This window comes from Mesorhizobium oxytropidicola, from assembly GCF_056174625.1.
On sequence record NZ_CM149692.1, the window covers coordinates 4,331,674 to 4,346,479 of the forward strand.

General features: G+C 62.0%; 17 protein-coding genes and 1 pseudogene. 13 read left to right on the top strand and 5 right to left on the bottom strand.

Annotated elements, in window-relative coordinates:
• Positions 1-134: 134 nt before the first annotated feature.
• The 4 genes and pseudogenes from AC0V8S_RS21570 to AC0V8S_RS21585 all read right to left on the bottom strand — a co-directional run bounded on the left by AC0V8S_RS21570 (position 135) and on the right by AC0V8S_RS21585 (position 3,141).
• Positions 135-563, bottom strand: a complete 429-nt coding sequence (locus AC0V8S_RS21570; protein ID WP_475433222.1) for an HIT family protein — start codon at positions 561-563, stop codon at positions 135-137.
• A gap of 102 nt (positions 564-665) precedes the next feature.
• Positions 666-1,879: pseudogene (locus tag AC0V8S_RS21575) on the bottom strand (GNAT family N-acetyltransferase).
• Between the two features lie 55 nt (positions 1,880-1,934).
• Entirely contained in the window at positions 1,935-2,663 is a 729-nt protein-coding gene (locus AC0V8S_RS21580) for a glycerophosphodiester phosphodiesterase (protein WP_475433224.1), read from the bottom strand.
• Between the two features lie 13 nt (positions 2,664-2,676).
• Positions 2,677-3,141 (bottom strand): RidA family protein, encoded by a 465-nt coding sequence (locus AC0V8S_RS21585; RefSeq protein WP_475433226.1) that lies wholly within the window; start codon positions 3,139-3,141, stop codon positions 2,677-2,679.
• A gap of 138 nt (positions 3,142-3,279) precedes the next feature.
• Between AC0V8S_RS21585 and AC0V8S_RS21590 the strand changes: the two genes are divergently transcribed.
• From AC0V8S_RS21590 to tsf, 5 genes are all read left to right on the top strand, one after another.
• Positions 3,280-4,110, top strand: coding sequence for a cell envelope integrity EipB family protein (locus AC0V8S_RS21590; RefSeq protein ID WP_183459832.1), 831 nt, complete (start codon positions 3,280-3,282; stop codon positions 4,108-4,110).
• Between the two features lie 30 nt (positions 4,111-4,140).
• The gene (locus AC0V8S_RS21595) at positions 4,141-4,419 is read left to right on the top strand and encodes a DUF4031 domain-containing protein (protein WP_475433229.1); all 279 of its coding nucleotides are present in this window, start codon (positions 4,141-4,143) and stop codon (positions 4,417-4,419) included.
• Entirely contained in the window at positions 4,416-5,027 is a 612-nt protein-coding gene (locus tag AC0V8S_RS21600; RefSeq protein WP_475433230.1) for a LysE family translocator, read from the top strand. The genes AC0V8S_RS21595 and AC0V8S_RS21600 overlap by 4 nt, the downstream gene beginning before the upstream one ends.
• Before the next feature lie 177 nt (positions 5,028-5,204).
• Positions 5,205-5,987, top strand: a complete 783-nt coding sequence (gene rpsB, locus AC0V8S_RS21605; protein WP_095200152.1) for a 30S ribosomal protein S2 — start codon at positions 5,205-5,207, stop codon at positions 5,985-5,987.
• Between the two features lie 110 nt (positions 5,988-6,097).
• Positions 6,098-7,018 carry a translation elongation factor Ts gene (gene tsf / locus AC0V8S_RS21610; protein ID WP_475433233.1) on the top strand — a complete coding sequence of 307 codons (921 nt, stop codon included), beginning with the start codon at positions 6,098-6,100 and terminating at the stop codon, positions 7,016-7,018.
• A gap of 13 nt (positions 7,019-7,031) precedes the next feature.
• Here tsf and AC0V8S_RS21615 read toward each other — a convergent pair whose 3' ends face one another.
• Positions 7,032-7,967 (bottom strand): LysR family transcriptional regulator, encoded by a 936-nt coding sequence (locus AC0V8S_RS21615; protein ID WP_475433235.1) that lies wholly within the window; start codon positions 7,965-7,967, stop codon positions 7,032-7,034.
• 114 nt (positions 7,968-8,081) lie between these two features.
• On the opposite strand from AC0V8S_RS21615, the gene AC0V8S_RS21620 reads away from it, so the two are divergent.
• The 8 genes from AC0V8S_RS21620 (at position 8,082) to rseP (ending at position 14,618) form a co-directional block, all read left to right on the top strand.
• Entirely contained in the window at positions 8,082-8,510 is a 429-nt protein-coding gene (locus AC0V8S_RS21620) for a nuclear transport factor 2 family protein (protein ID WP_475433237.1), read from the top strand.
• A gap of 70 nt (positions 8,511-8,580) precedes the next feature.
• Entirely contained in the window at positions 8,581-9,108 is a 528-nt protein-coding gene (locus tag AC0V8S_RS21625) for a nuclear transport factor 2 family protein (RefSeq protein ID WP_475433239.1), read from the top strand.
• A gap of 53 nt (positions 9,109-9,161) precedes the next feature.
• Complete coding sequence (locus AC0V8S_RS21630) at positions 9,162-10,271, top strand: aldo/keto reductase (RefSeq protein ID WP_475433241.1); 1,110 nt, start codon at positions 9,162-9,164, stop codon at positions 10,269-10,271.
• A gap of 144 nt (positions 10,272-10,415) precedes the next feature.
• On the top strand, positions 10,416-11,138 hold the full coding sequence (gene pyrH, locus AC0V8S_RS21635; RefSeq protein WP_475438671.1) for a UMP kinase: 723 nt from the start codon (positions 10,416-10,418) through the stop codon (positions 11,136-11,138).
• Positions 11,139-11,244: 106 nt separating this feature from the next.
• Positions 11,245-11,799 (top strand): ribosome recycling factor, encoded by a 555-nt coding sequence (frr, locus tag AC0V8S_RS21640; RefSeq protein ID WP_095200157.1) that lies wholly within the window; start codon positions 11,245-11,247, stop codon positions 11,797-11,799.
• Positions 11,800-11,831: 32 nt separating this feature from the next.
• Positions 11,832-12,566, top strand: a complete 735-nt coding sequence (locus AC0V8S_RS21645; RefSeq protein WP_475433243.1) for an isoprenyl transferase — start codon at positions 11,832-11,834, stop codon at positions 12,564-12,566.
• The gene (locus AC0V8S_RS21650; protein ID WP_475433244.1) at positions 12,563-13,378 is read left to right on the top strand and encodes a phosphatidate cytidylyltransferase; all 816 of its coding nucleotides are present in this window, start codon (positions 12,563-12,565) and stop codon (positions 13,376-13,378) included. Before AC0V8S_RS21645 ends, AC0V8S_RS21650 begins: the two co-directional genes overlap by 4 nt.
• Before the next feature lie 97 nt (positions 13,379-13,475).
• Entirely contained in the window at positions 13,476-14,618 is a 1,143-nt protein-coding gene (rseP, locus tag AC0V8S_RS21655; protein WP_475433246.1) for an RIP metalloprotease RseP, read from the top strand.
• Positions 14,619-14,806 lie beyond the last annotated feature (188 nt).

The following is a 14,806-nucleotide window of genomic DNA, read 5'->3' on the forward strand; positions in this document are numbered from 1 at the left end:
TGGCCGGTCTATCCTCAGCCCTGAACGGTGCGCGCATGTGATCCGCCAGCGGCTGATGCGAGGTGGCACCCAGCCGAGCTGCTTGCTCAAGGCGCAGCCTAACTTTCTTCCAGTCCGCGAAACCGATTGTGAGGTCAGCTTCCCAGCGCCGCCCGTATTTTTTCGGCGTTCCCGGCCAACACTTCAGGCTTTTCCATCGCGCCCGAATGGGGCTTCAACGGAATGCCGTCGAAGCGCGGGATGACATGGACGTGCAGGTGATAGACGGTCTGCCCGGAGGCCGGCTCGTTGAACTGCAGGATGGTGACGCCGTCGGCATTAAGCGCCTTCTTGACTGCCAGCGCCACTTTCTGGACGACCGCGAAAAGCGGACCGAAGGTCGACGGGTTGGCGTCGAGCAGATTGCGCGACGGGGCTTTGGGCACCACCAGCGTATGGCCCGGTCCTTGCGGCATCACGTCCATGAAGGCCACGACGGCGTCGTCTTCGTAAATGCGGTGCGAAGGGATTTCTCCACGCAGGATTTTCGCGAAGATGTTGTCGGTGTCATAGGCGGCAGTCATGGCGAACGCTCCGGATTGTGCCTCGCGTCTCGTGTAGCGAAGCTCTTCCGGAGCGGCAAGACGATAGGCGATCAGTCGAGATCGACCATGCCAAAAGACCTGCTATTCCTCGATATCCTTGCGGAACGGGGTATGTTCTTCCAGATATTCGCCCATCCGCTCCACCTCGCGCCGCTCGCGCTTGAGGTAGTCGGCCACGGCATTGCGCAGGCCGGGATGCGAAATGTAGTGAGCGGAATGCATGGTCACCGGCCTGTAGCCGCGCGCCAGCTTGTGCTCTCCCTGCGCGCCCGCCTCGACCACCTTCAGCTTACGTTCGATGGCGAAGTCGATGGCCTGGTGGTAGCAGACCTCGAAATGCAGAAAAGGGTGATCCTCGATGCAGCCCCAGTTGCGGCCGTAGAGTGCGTCGGAGCCGATGAAATTGATGGCGCCGGCAATGTAGCGCCCGTTGCGTTTGGCCATCACCAGCAGGATATCGTCCGCCATGCGTTCACCGATCAGGGAGAAGAACTTGCGGTTCAGATAGGGACGGCCCCATTTGCGGCTGCCGGTATCCATGTAGAAGGCGAAGAAGTCGTCCCAGGCCTTTTCGGTCAGGTCCTTGCCGGTCAGCCAATCGATGGTGATGCCGTCGGCAAGCGCCTCGCGCCGTTCCTTCTTCATCGCCTTGCGCTTGCGCGAGGCAAGCGTGGCGAGGAAGTCGTCATAAGTCGAAAAGCCTTCGTTGAAGAAGTGGAATTGCTGGTCGGTGCGGTGCAGGAAGCCCGCGGCCTCGAGCGTCGCAACGTCGCTTTCCCTGGCGAAGGTGACATGCGCCGAGGACACACCGAGCTTGTCGGTCACCATTTTGAGGCCGGCAGCAAGCCCGGCTTTCACCGCATCCGGATCCTCGCCCTTGCCGACCAGCAGGCGAGGGCCGGTGACCGGCGTGAACGGCACGGCGCATTGCAGTTTCGGGTAATAGTGGCCGCCGGCGCGCTCGAAGGCATCCGACCAGCCATGGTCGAACACATATTCGCCCTGGCTGTGCGACTTGAGATAGCAGGGACGGCACCGAGAAGCTTGCCGTCCGCGGTCTCAAGCCGCAAATGATGTCCCTGCCAGCCGGTGCGTCGCACGGCGCAGCCGGAATCTTCCAGCGCGCTCAAAAAAGCGAATGAAACGAGCGGGTTATAGCCATTTTCCGCGTCGCCGCGCGTGGTGCCGGCAAAGCCGTTCCATTCATCGCAGGTGAACGCGCCGATGCCCGCGGCGATGCGGATCGAATAGTCCGCATTTGCTGTTTGCCCGTCGCCATCATCGCCCTGATCCATGAGGCTTATTTAAGCTCCATCCGGGCCGCTACAAGTCACGTTTCAGACACTCCGCTCAGGCGACTTTGACCAGGTCGGGTTCGAACCCTTCGAATGTCATCTGATCGGCATATTTGATGGTCAGGTCGATCGCCGGCTGATCATGCACCGTCCAGGTGATGACAGGCATTTTGAGCTTTTCACGCACGAAGCTGACGAACGGGTTCGGCAAGTCGCCGGCCGCGTAGGAGGTGAAGGAGAGTTCGTGCGCCAGCATGGAAAAATGCGCTTCGATCAGCTTCAGGTCCTTGCCGTAGGCGGTCAAGCCAGCGGGAATGCCGGGCGCATGTCTCGGGAAATCGCGGATCAGCCAGTGATCGAACGACATGATCGCCGCCTTGCCCTTGTAGCGCTTGAGCATCTTGCCGACGCGCGCCACCAGGCCTTCGTCACGGCCGGGAATCCCTTTCAATTCGACAACCATGGGCACGCGGCCATCGACGAGATCGAGCGCTTCCTGCAGCGTCGGCACGTGGTCGGATGTGCCGCCAACCCTGAGTGCGGTCAGTTCAGCCGCGCTGCGCTGCCAGACGAAACCGTCCTGTCCGGTCAGCCGTTTCAGGTCGTCATCATGGATGATGATGGGAACGCCATCCGATGACAGATGCACGTCGCATTCGATGGCGTAGCCGCGTTCGGCCGCCGCAGCGAAGGCGGAAAGCGTGTTTTCCCAGCGCGTCTTGTTCATGTCGTGGAAGCCGCGATGGGCAACGGGCCGGGCGGTCAGCCAGGAGAGGTCGGTCATGTCAGGCCTTCGCTCATTCGACTTCGAAGATCGCTTCGATTTCCACTGCGGCATTAAGCGGCAGGGAGGCGGTGCCGACGGCGGAGCGGGCGTGCTTGCCGCGCTCGCCAAGGGCAGCGACCAGGAAATCGGAGGCGCCGTTGGCAACCAGATGCTGCTCGACAAAGTCGGCGGCGGAGGCGACGAAAACGGTGATCTTCACAAGCCTGCTAATCTTCTCGAGGTCGCCCAGTGCCGCCTTGGCCTGCGCCAGAATGTTGATCGCGCAGTATTTTGCCGCGTCCTTGCCGGCAGCGGTATCCACATCGCGGCCAAGCAGGCCGCTCGCCTGCAGCTTGCCGTCCTTGAGCGGCAATTGCCCGGCGGTGAACAGCAAATTGCCTGACCTGCAATAGGGCACGTAGTTGGCGGCGGGTGCGGCGGCGGCAGGAAGCGTCACGCCCAGATCACTTAGCCGCTTTTCGATTGTTTCACTCATTGCTTTTCCCTATTGCTGGAAGGCGCCGCGCTGGCGGGGCCGAAATTGCTATTTTTGCCTCGCTTCCGCCACGACTTTTTTTAAGCTGGACCATCTTTCCCTGCGGCCTGCCATCAGCCGCGACGATCGGAGTACCTCATGCGCGCAGCGCGCCTTGCATTCCACGCCGTCCTGTTGTCGGCCGTGTTCCCGATAGTCCCCGCTTTCGCCGTACCGGCGCTGCAGGCGCATCGCGCCGTGTATGACCTCACCCTCAATAAGGCCTCCGACCGCTCCGGCATAACCGGCATATCCGGCCGCATGGTCTACGAATTCAACGGCTCGGCCTGCGAAGGCTATACGGTGAAATTCCGCTTCGTGACCCAAATCGTCACCAACGACAATACGCGACTGACCGACCAGCAGACGACGACTTTCGAGGACGCCGAAGGCAAGACGTTTTCCTTTGTGACCAAATCTTTTGTCGACCAGAACCTCGACAAGGAGGTCAAGGGTATGGCCACGAAAGACGCGAAAGGGCTCAAGGTCGATATCGACAAGCCCGAGAAGAACAGCCTGGAACTCGCCGCCACCCAGTTTCCGACCCAGCATCTGGTCGAACTGATCGGCAAGGCCGAGAAAGGCGAAAATTTCTACCAGACGAACCTGTTCGACGGCTCGGAGGACGCCAACAAGGTGATGGCGACCACCGTCGTCGTCGGCAAGAAGACCGAAGCCGACAAGGCCGATCCGGAGGCTCCGGCGCTGGCGAAGCTCGCCACCGACAAATACTGGCCGGTCGAAATCGCCTATTTCGACGACAGCGCCAAGAACGGCGAAGAAGTGCCGGAATACCGGATCAGCTTCAAGCTGCACGAGAACGGCATCACCCGCGATCTGGTCATGGACTATGGTGACTTCTCGATGACCGGCAAGCTGGTCAACCTGTCGCTGTTCGACCAGACAAAGCCTTGCCCGGTATCGAAATAGCAGGGTTGTGCAATTGCCGCGGCGGGCTTGATGGCGATCTACGTCGATGCGGCGATCTGGAAGTGGGCCGGCCATCGCTGGTGCCATCTGATGGCCGACGACACCGACGAGTTGCATCGTTTCGCCGCAGCGCTTGGCGTCAAGCGTTCATCCTACCAGGGACCGCCCAAGACATCCGCTCCACATTATGACATAACCGGCTTCGAGCGCGACCGCGCGGTGCGGCTCGGCGCCATCGAATGCAGCCGCGAGGAGATCGTCGCGATCTTCCGGCGCGTGCGGGTGCCCAATGGAAAGGCCAAGCGATGACACCAACGGCATTTCTCGCCTATTGCGCTGCCGTCACACTCGCTGCCGCCACACCGGGGCCAGCGATGTTCGCGGTCATCACCAATGGCGTGTCGCGCGGTTTCCTTCGTGCCTTCATGGCCGGCGTCGGGGTCGCCGCGGGCGATGCCGTGCTGGTCACACTGGCGCTGCTCGGGCTGGTGGCGCTGGCGCAAACCTTCGAATGGATCTTTCTCCTGCTGAAATATGCCGGCGCCGCCTATCTGATCTTTCTCGGCATCAGGATGTGGCGCGCCTCGACCGCGCAATCGAATGAGTCGCGGGCGGCCGAGGCGAGATTGTCCCGGTCCTTCTTCCTTGGCGCGTCCATTGCGCTGGGCAACCCGAAGGCGATCCTGTTCCACGCCTCGATCATGCCGCTGATCCTCAACCTCGACACGCTGACCTTTGTCGACGGCCTGCTGGTGGTGGCCACCGTCATCAGCGTCAATATCCTCACCATGGGTGTCTATGCAGCACTTGCCGGCCGGGCTTCGGGCTGGTTCAGGACGCCGAAGCGCATGCGGCTGATGAACCGGTTCGCCGGCAGCGCCATGATCGGCACCGGAGCGCTGATTGCCGCACGCTGAGCGGTAAAACGCTGCCCCGCTTGCGTTTGTCGCGCTTCCCCTCTATATGCGCGCTCATTCCACACACGGACTTTGGTGTCTGCCCGGGAGAAATCCGGCTGAAACCTCCGGTGGCGTTCGAGGACTTCGTCCAAAAATGCCTGTGTCCGTGGAGGCTAACCGGAAAGGAAAATGAGAATGGCTCTGCCTGATTTCAGCATGCGCCAGCTTTTGGAAGCTGGCATTCACTTCGGCCACCAGACCCACCGCTGGAACCCGAAGATGGCGCCCTACATCTATGGCGCCCGCAACAACATCCACATCATCGACCTCTCGCAGACGGTGCCTTTGCTGCACCAGGCGCTGAAGCAGGTTTCCGACACCGTTGCCAAGGGCGGCCGCGTGCTGTTCGTCGGCACCAAGCGCCAGGCGTCCGACATCGTCGCCGATGCGGCGCAGCGTTCGGCTCAGTACTACGTCAATTCGCGTTGGCTCGGCGGCATGCTGACCAACTGGAAGACGATCTCGAATTCGATCCAGCGCCTGCGCAAGCTCGACGAGATGCTGGCCGGCGAGGCCCAGGGCCTCACCAAGAAGGAGCGCCTGAACCTCGATCGCGAGCGCGAGAAGCTCGACAAGGCGCTCGGCGGCATCAAGGACATGGGCTCGACGCCGGACCTGATGTTCGTGATCGACACGAACAAGGAAGCGATCGCCATTCTCGAGGCCAAGCGTCTCGGCATCCCGGTCGTCGCCATCATCGATTCGAACTGCGATCCGGACAAGATCGACTTCCCGATCCCCGGCAATGACGACGCGGCCCGCGCCATCCAGCTCTATTGCGACCTGATCGCCAAGGCTGCGATCGACGGCATCGCCCGTCAGCAGGGTGCGCTCGGCGTCGATATCGGCGCTTCGGTCGAAGCTCCGATCGAGCCGGCGCTCGATCCGGCTCCGGCTTCGGAAGCCCCCGAGGCTTGATAATCGAAGGCCGGTTCACGGCCTTCATCTTTCTCATATTTTGGCACGCTAAACAGACGCACTGTCGAGATTCGATGGTGCGTCGGTGCATTTAAAACAAAGAGGCGACAATGAGCATTTCGGCTGCACAGGTCAAAGAACTCCGCGACTTGACCGGCGCGGGCATGATGGACTGCAAGGCGGCGTTGAACGAGACCAACGGCAACATGGAAGAGGCCGTCGACTGGCTGCGCAAGAAGGGCATCTCCAAGGCTGACAAGAAGGCCGGCCGCACCGCGGCGGAAGGCCTGATCGGCGTCGATGCCGGCGTGCGCGAGGCGGCTGTCGTCGAAGTCAATTCCGAGACCGACTTCGTTGCCCGCAATGCAGCGTTCCAGGAAATCGTCGCCAACGTTGCCAAGGTGGCGCTCGCCTATGGGACGACCGAGGCGGTTGCGGCCGCGAAGTATCCGGGTTCGGACAAGTCGGTCACCGACACCATCAAGGACGCGGTCGGCACCATCGGCGAGAATTTGGGCTTCCGCCGTTCGGCCAAGCTGACCGTTCCGCACGGCGCGGTTGCGACCTACGTGCACAACGCGGTTGCCGACGGTCTTGGCAAGCTCGGCGTGCTGGTCGCGATCGAAACCACCGGCAATGAGCATGCCGCCAACGCCTTTGGCCGCCAGGTCGCCATGCATGTCGCCGCCACCAACCCGCTGGCGCTGACGGCGGAGCAGATCGATCCGGCGGCGGTCGAGCGCGAGAAGGCGATCTTCGCCGACCAGGCGCGTCAGACCGGCAAGCCGGAAGCCATCATCGAAAAGATGGTCGAAGGCCGCCTGCGCAAGTTCTACGAGGAAGTCGTGCTCTTGAAGCAGGCCTTCGTGCTCAATCCCGACATCACCGTCGAGAAGGCGCTGAAGGATGCCGAGAAGGACATCGGCGCACCGGCCAAGATCACCGCCTACCTGCGCTTCGCACTCGGCGAAGGCATCGAGAAGGAAGAGACCGATTTCGCTGCGGAAGTCGCGGCCGCGGTTAAGAAGTAAGCTTCCTACCGCTTTATTCCGACAGTGTTTTTCGGCCGGATGTCCGCAAGGATGTCCGGCCGATTTCTTGTGCGGTGTCGATAAAGGCACGCAGTTTTGGTGCCATCGCCGCCCGGCGCGGGAAGTAGAGGAACAGCCCCGGCTCCTCCATCGCCGTTTGCGGCAGGATCTGCACCAGGCGGCCAGCGGCAAGATCCGCACGCACCAGCGGTTCGAAGGCATAGGCAAGACCGACGCCTGCAAGCGCCAGGTCAATCGCCGCCAGCGAATCGGTGACGATGACTGTGCCCTTCGTCTCCACAACGACATCCTTGCCGTCTTCGGCCAGATCCCAGCGATAGAGCGCACCGGAGCGAACCAGCCGGTAACCGATGCAATTGTGGTTGGCGAGATCGGCCACGCCGCGCGGACGGCCATGCCGTCCGATATAGGCGGGGGAGGCGACGATCACGGCGCGGAAGGGCGGCGTCAGCCGGACCGTGATCATGTCCTGAGCGATCATCTCGCCCAACCGTATGCCGGCGTCGAATCCCTCGCCGACAATGTCGACCAGCCCCTGGTCGGTGAGCAATTCAACGGTCACATCCGGATAACGCTCGGCCATCGCCGCAACCACGGCCGTCACGCTGAGAGGAATGGCGATGTTGGGAACGTTGAGCCTGAGCAGGCCCGATGGCCGGCCTTTGATGGCGCGGATGCGATCCATCCGTTCGCCGATGTCCTGAAGAGCAGGGGCCGACGTCTCTACCAACGCCTTACCAGCTTCCGTCAACGAAACACTGCGCGTCGTGCGCGCAAACAGCGGCTGACCAATGCGCTCTTCGACAAGGCGCACCGCATGGCTGACGGCGGACGGACTCATACCAAGTTCGGCCGCAGCAAGCGCAAAGCCGCCGCGCCGGGCAACGGCTATGACAACAGGCAGATGCGCAAGCAGATCCCGGTCCATTCATGCATGATATCGCATAGTCCATGCAGATCATGCAATCTTATCGGGGCAGCAAAGAAGGCGCATCTAAGGGGCACCAAACAGCTGACATCAGCCAGCAAGAGAGGCCTTCCGATGACCGACTTTTATTCCAGGCAAGCGCGCAATCTCGAGGCTGTGCAGAGTTTCTTCAACCTGATGCACCGCAAGGACATCGACAGCTGGGGCGAACTTTGGGCCGAGAATGGCCGCATCCTGGTTTTCTATCCACCGGCAGGTTTTGGAAACAGCATCGACGGCAAGGCCGCGATCGTGGCTGCCTTCAAGGGACTTTTCGGCAATTTCGAATCCTTTGAGTCCGAAATCGCGGCTGTCTATCCGGTGGCGGATTCAGACGCCGTGGTCGTCGAATACAAAAATCGAGCCGTCATTGTGGGCGGCACCGAATACACCAACAGCAACATCGCCGTCTTCCGGTTCGAGGACGGCCTGATCAGCGCCTACCACGACTATTTCGATCCGCGTCGGTTCCAGGTGGTGGTCGACGCGCTGTCGAAGGTCTGAGGGCAAACGTTTCCCAAGCCGACCAATCATCCCCTCCGTTTGCGAACTTACCCACCTAAGGAGAACCAAAATGAACGCATTGAGACATGTGACATTCGCGGCAGGGATGGCGCTGGCCCCGGTCGATGCCGGCGGGGCGGAGCCATCCGGCTGGCAGGCGCTCGCGGACGAACGCGCGGTCATCCGTATTGCCGATGCCATCGACCGCGCTGTCGACGCACAGGACTGGAAACTGGCGCGCAGCTATTTCGCGGATCGGGTGACCGCCGATTTCAGCAGCCTGTCCGGGCAGCCGGCGGCCAACATTGCCTCCGACGATCTGATCGGCGCCTGGGCCGGCAACCTCAAGGGCAGCAAGACAAGCCTGCATCTGCGCACAAATCATCAGGTCGTTCTCGAGGCGGACACGGCGACTGTCCTGTCCAACGGCTATGCCTGGAACCGGATGGAAGGCAATGGCGATCCGCTTTGGGAAGTCTGGGGCACCTATGAGCACCACCTGACGCGCTCCGCTGCCGGCTGGAAGGTCGACGGCTTCGCGTTTCGCATGACGCATGAGCGCGGCAATTTTTGGGTCAAGGCGACGCCTGGCCAGTGATGTTCTGGGCCAGTGACGCCGCGGCATTCACCATCAAGCATTGGAAGACGATCATGACCATGACCTATTACACTCTCGGCAACAGCGGCCTCAGGGTGAGCCGGCTGGCGCTGGGCACGATGACCTTTGGCAAGGAATGGGGTTGGGGAGCCGACAGGGATACGGCCCGCGCCATGTTCGACGCCTATGTCGAGGCAGGCGGCAATTTCTTCGACACGGCCGACCTCTACACCGGTGGCACCGCAGAAGCCTGGCTTGGCGAATTCATCGCCGAGCGCGGTTTGCGCGATAGCGCGGTGATCGCCACCAAATTCGCCATGAACATGCAGCCCGGCAATCCGAATGCGGGCGGCAACGGCCGCAAGAACATCATGCGGGCTGTCGATGCCTCGCTGAAGCGGTTGGGCACCGACTATATCGACCTCTATCTCATGCATATATGGGACAGGCTGACGCCGGCCGAAGAGGTCATGCGTACGCTGGATGATCTGGTGCGGATGGGCAAGGTGCGCCATGTCGGCCTGTCCGATGTGCCGGCCTGGTATGCGGGGCGGGCACAGGCGATCGCCGAGCTGCGTGGATATGAGCCGGTCTCGGCCTTGCAACTCGAATATTCCCTGGCCGAACGCGCGATCGAGAACGAGTTCGTGCCGTTCGGCACGCGCCATGGCGCCGGCATCATGGTCTGGAGCCCGCTGGCCAGCGGGCTGCTCAGCGGCAAGTACAGGCCGGCTCAGGCCGGAAATGCGGGCCGGCTCGACGGATTCCGCAACTCGACGCATCCGGGCTTCCAGAAATTCACCGAGCGCAACTGGGCCATCGTGGCCGAGCTCGAGAAGGTTGCGTCCGAACTCGGCCGCAGCATGCCGCAGGTCGCGCTCAACTGGGTGGCGACGCAGCCGGGGATTGCCACCGTCATCCTCGGTGCAACGACGCTCAGCCAGATCAAGGACAATCTTGGCGCGCTGGACTTCGAGATTCCGGCAGGGCTTCGCTCCCGGCTGGATCTGGTCAGTGGAACCCCTGCGCCATTCCCCTATTCCTATTTCGGGTCGCTGATACAGGCGCGCGTCACCGGTGGTGCTGCAACCGGCGACAAGCCCTCCGGCTATGCGTCGCCGGTGCTTATCGAGGGCCTGCCGGCCAGCGTGTCCACCAACTGATCCATCAGGCATGATTGCAACAAATTTGCTGGTCGGGCGCCGCGTGACATCGCGGCGCCCTTCGTGTATCGGAACCCAGTGTTTTGGGATGGCGCCTGCGCGAATGCCTGCCCCGGATACCACATGCAAAATGATGAGGACCAGATGACGGTGAAGCCCCTCTACCGACGTGTCTTGCTGAAAGCGTCGGGCGAAGCGTTGATGGGCGAACAGCATTTCGGCATCGATGTCTCGGTTGTGGATCGCATCGCCGCCGACATCGCCGAGGCCCGCGCGCTGGGCATCGAGGTCGGCGTCGTCATCGGCGGCGGCAAGATCTTCCGCGGCGTGGCCGTCGCCTCCAAGGGCGGGGACCGCGTCACCGGCGACCACATGGGCATGCTTGCCACGGTCATCAACTCACTGGCGCTGCGCACCTCGCTGCACAAAATCGGCGTCGATGCCGTGGTGCTGTCAGCGATCGCCATGCCCGAACTCTGCGAGAGTTTTTCGCAACGCCAGGCAGATGCTTACATGAACCAGGGCAGGGTGGTGATCTTTGCCGGCGGCACCGGCAATCCGTTCTTCACCACTGATTCGGCCGCAGCGCTTCGCGCGGCTGAAATCGGCGCGGATGCGCTGTTCAAGGGCACGCAGGTCGACGGTGTCTACTCGGCCGACCCGAAAAAGGACCCGAACGCGACCCGTTTCGAGCGCATCAGCCATGCCGAAGTCATAAACCGTGGCCTTTCCATCATGGATACGGCTGCGATTGCACTTGCGCGCGAAAACAACATTCCGATAATCGTCTATTCGATCCACGAAAAAGGTGGTTTCGGCGATATTCTGAGGGGCGGCGGCCGCTGCACGGTCGTCGCGGACGATTGATCGGGGCCTGATCCCTCGAAAAGGGAAACCGGCTTTTCGAAATCAGGCTCGAACGGGGCATGCCCCGAAGCAGTGAACCCGCGGCAGACGGGTCGAGGAGACTAAGATGAGTGGTGAGTACGACGATCTCAAGCGGCGCATGGATGGGGCAATCGCCGCGTTCAAGCATGACCTGGCTTCGCTGCGGACCGGTCGCGCGTCCAGCAATCTGCTCGATGCCATCCAGGTGCAGGCCTATGGCACCACCATGCCGATCAATCAGGTTGCCAACGTCACTGTGCCGGAGCCGCGCATGATCTCGGTGTCGATCTGGGACAAGTCGATGGTCGGCGCGGTCGACCGCGCCATCCGCGAATCCAATCTCGGCTTCAACCCGATCGTCGACGGCACCAATCTCAGGATTCCGCTGCCGGAGCTCAACGAACAGCGCCGCAAGGAACTGGTCAAGATCTCGCATGGCTATGCCGAGAACGCCCGCGTCGCCGCGCGCCATGTGCGCCGCGACGGCATGGACTTCCTGAAGAAGGCGGAGAAGGACGGCGCGATCAGCGAGGACGATCAGCGCAAGCGTTCCGACCAGGTCCAGAAGCTTACCGACGAAACGATCAGCACCATCGATCATCTGCTTTCCGACAAGGAAGCTGAAATCATGCAGGTTTAGGGTTGGCCGCCGGCTGACCCGAAAGCGAGATCATGACCACGCCCGCGCATGTCGCGATCATCATGGATGGAAATGGACGCTGGGCCAAGGCGCGCGGTATGCCGAGGCTCGCCGGTCATCGCGCCGGCGTCGAGGCACTGCGCAAGGCGGTGCGCGCGGCGCCTGATCTCGGCATCTCCTTCCTGACGGTCTATGCTTTCTCGTCGGAGAACTGGTCGCGGCCGAAGTCCGAAGTCAGCGACCTGATGGGGCTGTTGAAGCTGTTCATCCGCCGCGACCTCGCCGAACTGCACCAGAGCGGCGTGCGGGTCAGGATCATCGGCGATAGGGCAGGGCTGCAGACCGACATCAGAGGGCTCCTCGACGAGGCCGAATCGCTGACCGCCGGCAACGAAGCGCTGACGCTGGTGATCGCCTTCAACTATGGTGGGCGCGACGAGATCGTTCGCACGGCGCGCAAGCTTGCCTTGGCCGTGGCGCGCGGCGAAATCGACGCCGAAGCGATATCAGCCGAAAGCTTTGCCGGCGCTCTCGACACGCAAGGCATTCCCGATCCGGAACTGGTCATACGCACCAGCGGCGAGCTTCGGCTGTCCAACTTCCTGTTGTGGCAGGCCGCCTACAGCGAGCTCGTCTTCCTGCCTTGCTACTGGCCCGACTTCAGCCGCGAGCACCTCGCCGAGGCGTTGCGCGAATTTGCCAGCCGCGAGCGCCGTTTCGGCGGATTGGGCCCGCAAGACGTCGCTTCGCGACCGGCCGCGGGATGAGCAACCTTCAGCTCCGCGTCATTTCAGCGGTCGTGCTTGCCGTCATCGCCCTTGGCCTGACCTGGCTTGGCGGCCTGCCTTTCCGACTGCTGTGCGCGGCCATGTCGGCGATGATCTTTTACGAGTGGACACGCATGTCGCGGCCAGCCGCGGCCAATGGGCTGGGCTTCCTGCCCGAGGCGCTGGTCGTCGTTTTCATCGGCGCCTTGATTGCCGGACTTGCCGCATCCTGGCTGCTGCTGCTTGTGGTGATTCTGATTGCCGCAACCGCGATTGCCGCCTTGGTTCGCAAGACCGGGCAGTGGGAGGCGAGCGGTCTTGCCTATGCCACCGTGTCCGGCCTGTCGCTTGCCTTGCTGCGAGATGGCGACCATTCCGGCCTCGTCGCCATTCTGTTCCTGTTCGCCGTCGTCTGGGCGACCGACATTTTTGCCTATTTCGTCGGGCGCGCCGTCGGCGGTCCCAAACTGGCGCCGTCGATTTCGCCCGGCAAGACGCGCAGCGGTGCGCTCGGCGGCGCTGTCGGCGGTGTTGTCGCCGGGGTTCTGCTGGCAGCCGCCGCCGGTGCCGGCAACCTGGCTCTGCTTGGCCTTGTGGCGCTCGTGCTTTCGATTGTCGCCCAGGCCGGCGACCTTTTCGAATCCTGGGTCAAACGGCGGCACGGACGCAAGGATTCGGGCGTGCTCATTCCGGGGCATGGCGGCGTGATGGACCGTGTCGATGGGCTTGTCGCGGCGGCCCTCGCCCTATACGTGATTGGCTGGATTTCGGCGGGCGCCGATCATCCGACGCAGGGGCTGTTTCCGATTTGAAGGATGTCGTTCCACGATCTGGTGCGGGTGCGCCTTGGATTCGCCTGGATTGATGTCACAGTCACGGCGCGGCTGCGGAAGAATTTGAGGGCATGAGTTGAACGGGATTCTTCACGCGATTTTCAGCACCGACGGCTTGTTTCTCGGCACGCTCGTGCCGTTTCTGTTCGTGCTGACCGTGGTGGTGTTTGTCCACGAAATGGGCCACTACCTCGTCGGCCGCTGGTGCGGCATCGGGGTCAAGGCCTTCTCGATCGGCTTCGGTCCCGAACTCATCGGCTTCAACGATAGCCATGGCACGCGCTGGAAGCTTTGCGCCATACCGCTTGGCGGCTATGTCAAATTTGTCGGCGATATGAACGCCACCTCCAGCCAGCCCTCCTCGGACGAGCTCGAAACGCTGACCGACGCGGAACGCAAGGTTGCCTTCCACACCCAGGCGATCTGGAAGCGCGCGGCGACGGTGGCGGCCGGGCCTCTGTTCAATTTCCTGCTGACGATCGTCGTCTTTTCGGTGCTGTTTGCCTCCTACGGGCGTTATGTCGCGGAGCCCATGGTCGCGGAGGTTACGGCGGAAAGTCCGGCGGCGAAGGCGGGCATCCAGCCAGGTGACCGATTCGTCAGCGTCGACGGCAGCAAGGTCGAAACCTTTGGCGATGTGCAGCGGCTGGTCTCGGGCCGCGCCGGCGATACTATTACCTTCGTCATGCTGCGCAATGGCAAGGAAGTCACGGTGACCGCGACTCCGCAGCTGATGGAGCAGGAAGACGCGCTCGGCAACAAGGTCAAGGTAGCCGTCATCGGCGTCGTCAACAACAAGGAACTCGGCCAGCCCCGCCTCATCAGCTACACCCCGATAGGGGCGGTCGCGGCGGCAGTTGAGGAAACAGGCCACGTCATCGAGCGCACTGGCCAGTTCTTGCAGCGTTTCGCCGTCGGACGCGAAGACAAGTGTCAGTTGGGCGGCCCCGTCAAGATCGCCGACATGGCCGGCAAGGCGGCCAAACTGGGTTTCGAATGGCTGGTGCAGCTCGTCGCGCTGCTGTCCGTTGGCATAGGTATTCTAAACCTTTTGCCAATTCCACCCCTCGACGGCGGCCATCTCTTGTTCTACGGGGTGGAGGCCCTCATTCGCCGGCCGGTGTCGGAACGGATGATGGAAATGGCCTATCGGGCCGGTCTGCTTCTGGTCTTGTGCTTCATGGGTTTCGTATTCTGGAACGATCTGTTTGGGTGCTGAAATCATGAAGAAATTTGGCTTTGGCATGGTCGATGTTGAGACGCCGTTTACCATGCACGGGGATATGAGTGACGCGAAAGCCACGCACCAGGGTTAAGTAAATACAAATTAACCAGAAGCCTTGCGTGTAGGGAAAATCCGGTTAATACGGTAGGGGAAATTACCGCACGTCCGGTTTTCTCGCCGTG

What these genes read in the sequence shown, in the direction of transcription:
- AC0V8S_RS21570 (WP_475433222.1), bottom strand. Translation starts at nt 563, where the DNA reads ATGACTGCCGCCTATGACACCGACAACATCTTCGCGAAAATCCTGCGT.
- AC0V8S_RS21650 (WP_475433244.1), top strand. Translation starts at nt 12,563, where the DNA reads ATGAGCAACCTTCAGCTCCGCGTCATTTCAGCGGTCGTGCTTGCCGTC.
- AC0V8S_RS21630 (WP_475433241.1), top strand. Translation starts at nt 9,162, where the DNA reads ATGACCATGACCTATTACACTCTCGGCAACAGCGGCCTCAGGGTGAGC.
- AC0V8S_RS21585 (WP_475433226.1), bottom strand. Translation starts at nt 3,141, where the DNA reads ATGAGTGAAACAATCGAAAAGCGGCTAAGTGATCTGGGCGTGACGCTT.
- AC0V8S_RS21615 (WP_475433235.1), bottom strand. Translation starts at nt 7,967, where the DNA reads ATGGACCGGGATCTGCTTGCGCATCTGCCTGTTGTCATAGCCGTTGCC.
- AC0V8S_RS21590 (WP_183459832.1), top strand. Translation starts at nt 3,280, where the DNA reads ATGCGCGCAGCGCGCCTTGCATTCCACGCCGTCCTGTTGTCGGCCGTG.
- pyrH (WP_475438671.1), top strand. Translation starts at nt 10,416, where the DNA reads ATGACGGTGAAGCCCCTCTACCGACGTGTCTTGCTGAAAGCGTCGGGC.
- tsf (WP_475433233.1), top strand. Translation starts at nt 6,098, where the DNA reads ATGAGCATTTCGGCTGCACAGGTCAAAGAACTCCGCGACTTGACCGGC.
- AC0V8S_RS21580 (WP_475433224.1), bottom strand. Translation starts at nt 2,663, where the DNA reads ATGACCGACCTCTCCTGGCTGACCGCCCGGCCCGTTGCCCATCGCGGC.
- AC0V8S_RS21595 (WP_475433229.1), top strand. Translation starts at nt 4,141, where the DNA reads ATGGCGATCTACGTCGATGCGGCGATCTGGAAGTGGGCCGGCCATCGC.
- AC0V8S_RS21645 (WP_475433243.1), top strand. Translation starts at nt 11,832, where the DNA reads ATGACCACGCCCGCGCATGTCGCGATCATCATGGATGGAAATGGACGC.
- AC0V8S_RS21625 (WP_475433239.1), top strand. Translation starts at nt 8,581, where the DNA reads ATGAACGCATTGAGACATGTGACATTCGCGGCAGGGATGGCGCTGGCC.
- frr (WP_095200157.1), top strand. Translation starts at nt 11,245, where the DNA reads ATGAGTGGTGAGTACGACGATCTCAAGCGGCGCATGGATGGGGCAATC.
- rpsB (WP_095200152.1), top strand. Translation starts at nt 5,205, where the DNA reads ATGGCTCTGCCTGATTTCAGCATGCGCCAGCTTTTGGAAGCTGGCATT.
- AC0V8S_RS21620 (WP_475433237.1), top strand. Translation starts at nt 8,082, where the DNA reads ATGACCGACTTTTATTCCAGGCAAGCGCGCAATCTCGAGGCTGTGCAG.
- AC0V8S_RS21600 (WP_475433230.1), top strand. Translation starts at nt 4,416, where the DNA reads ATGACACCAACGGCATTTCTCGCCTATTGCGCTGCCGTCACACTCGCT.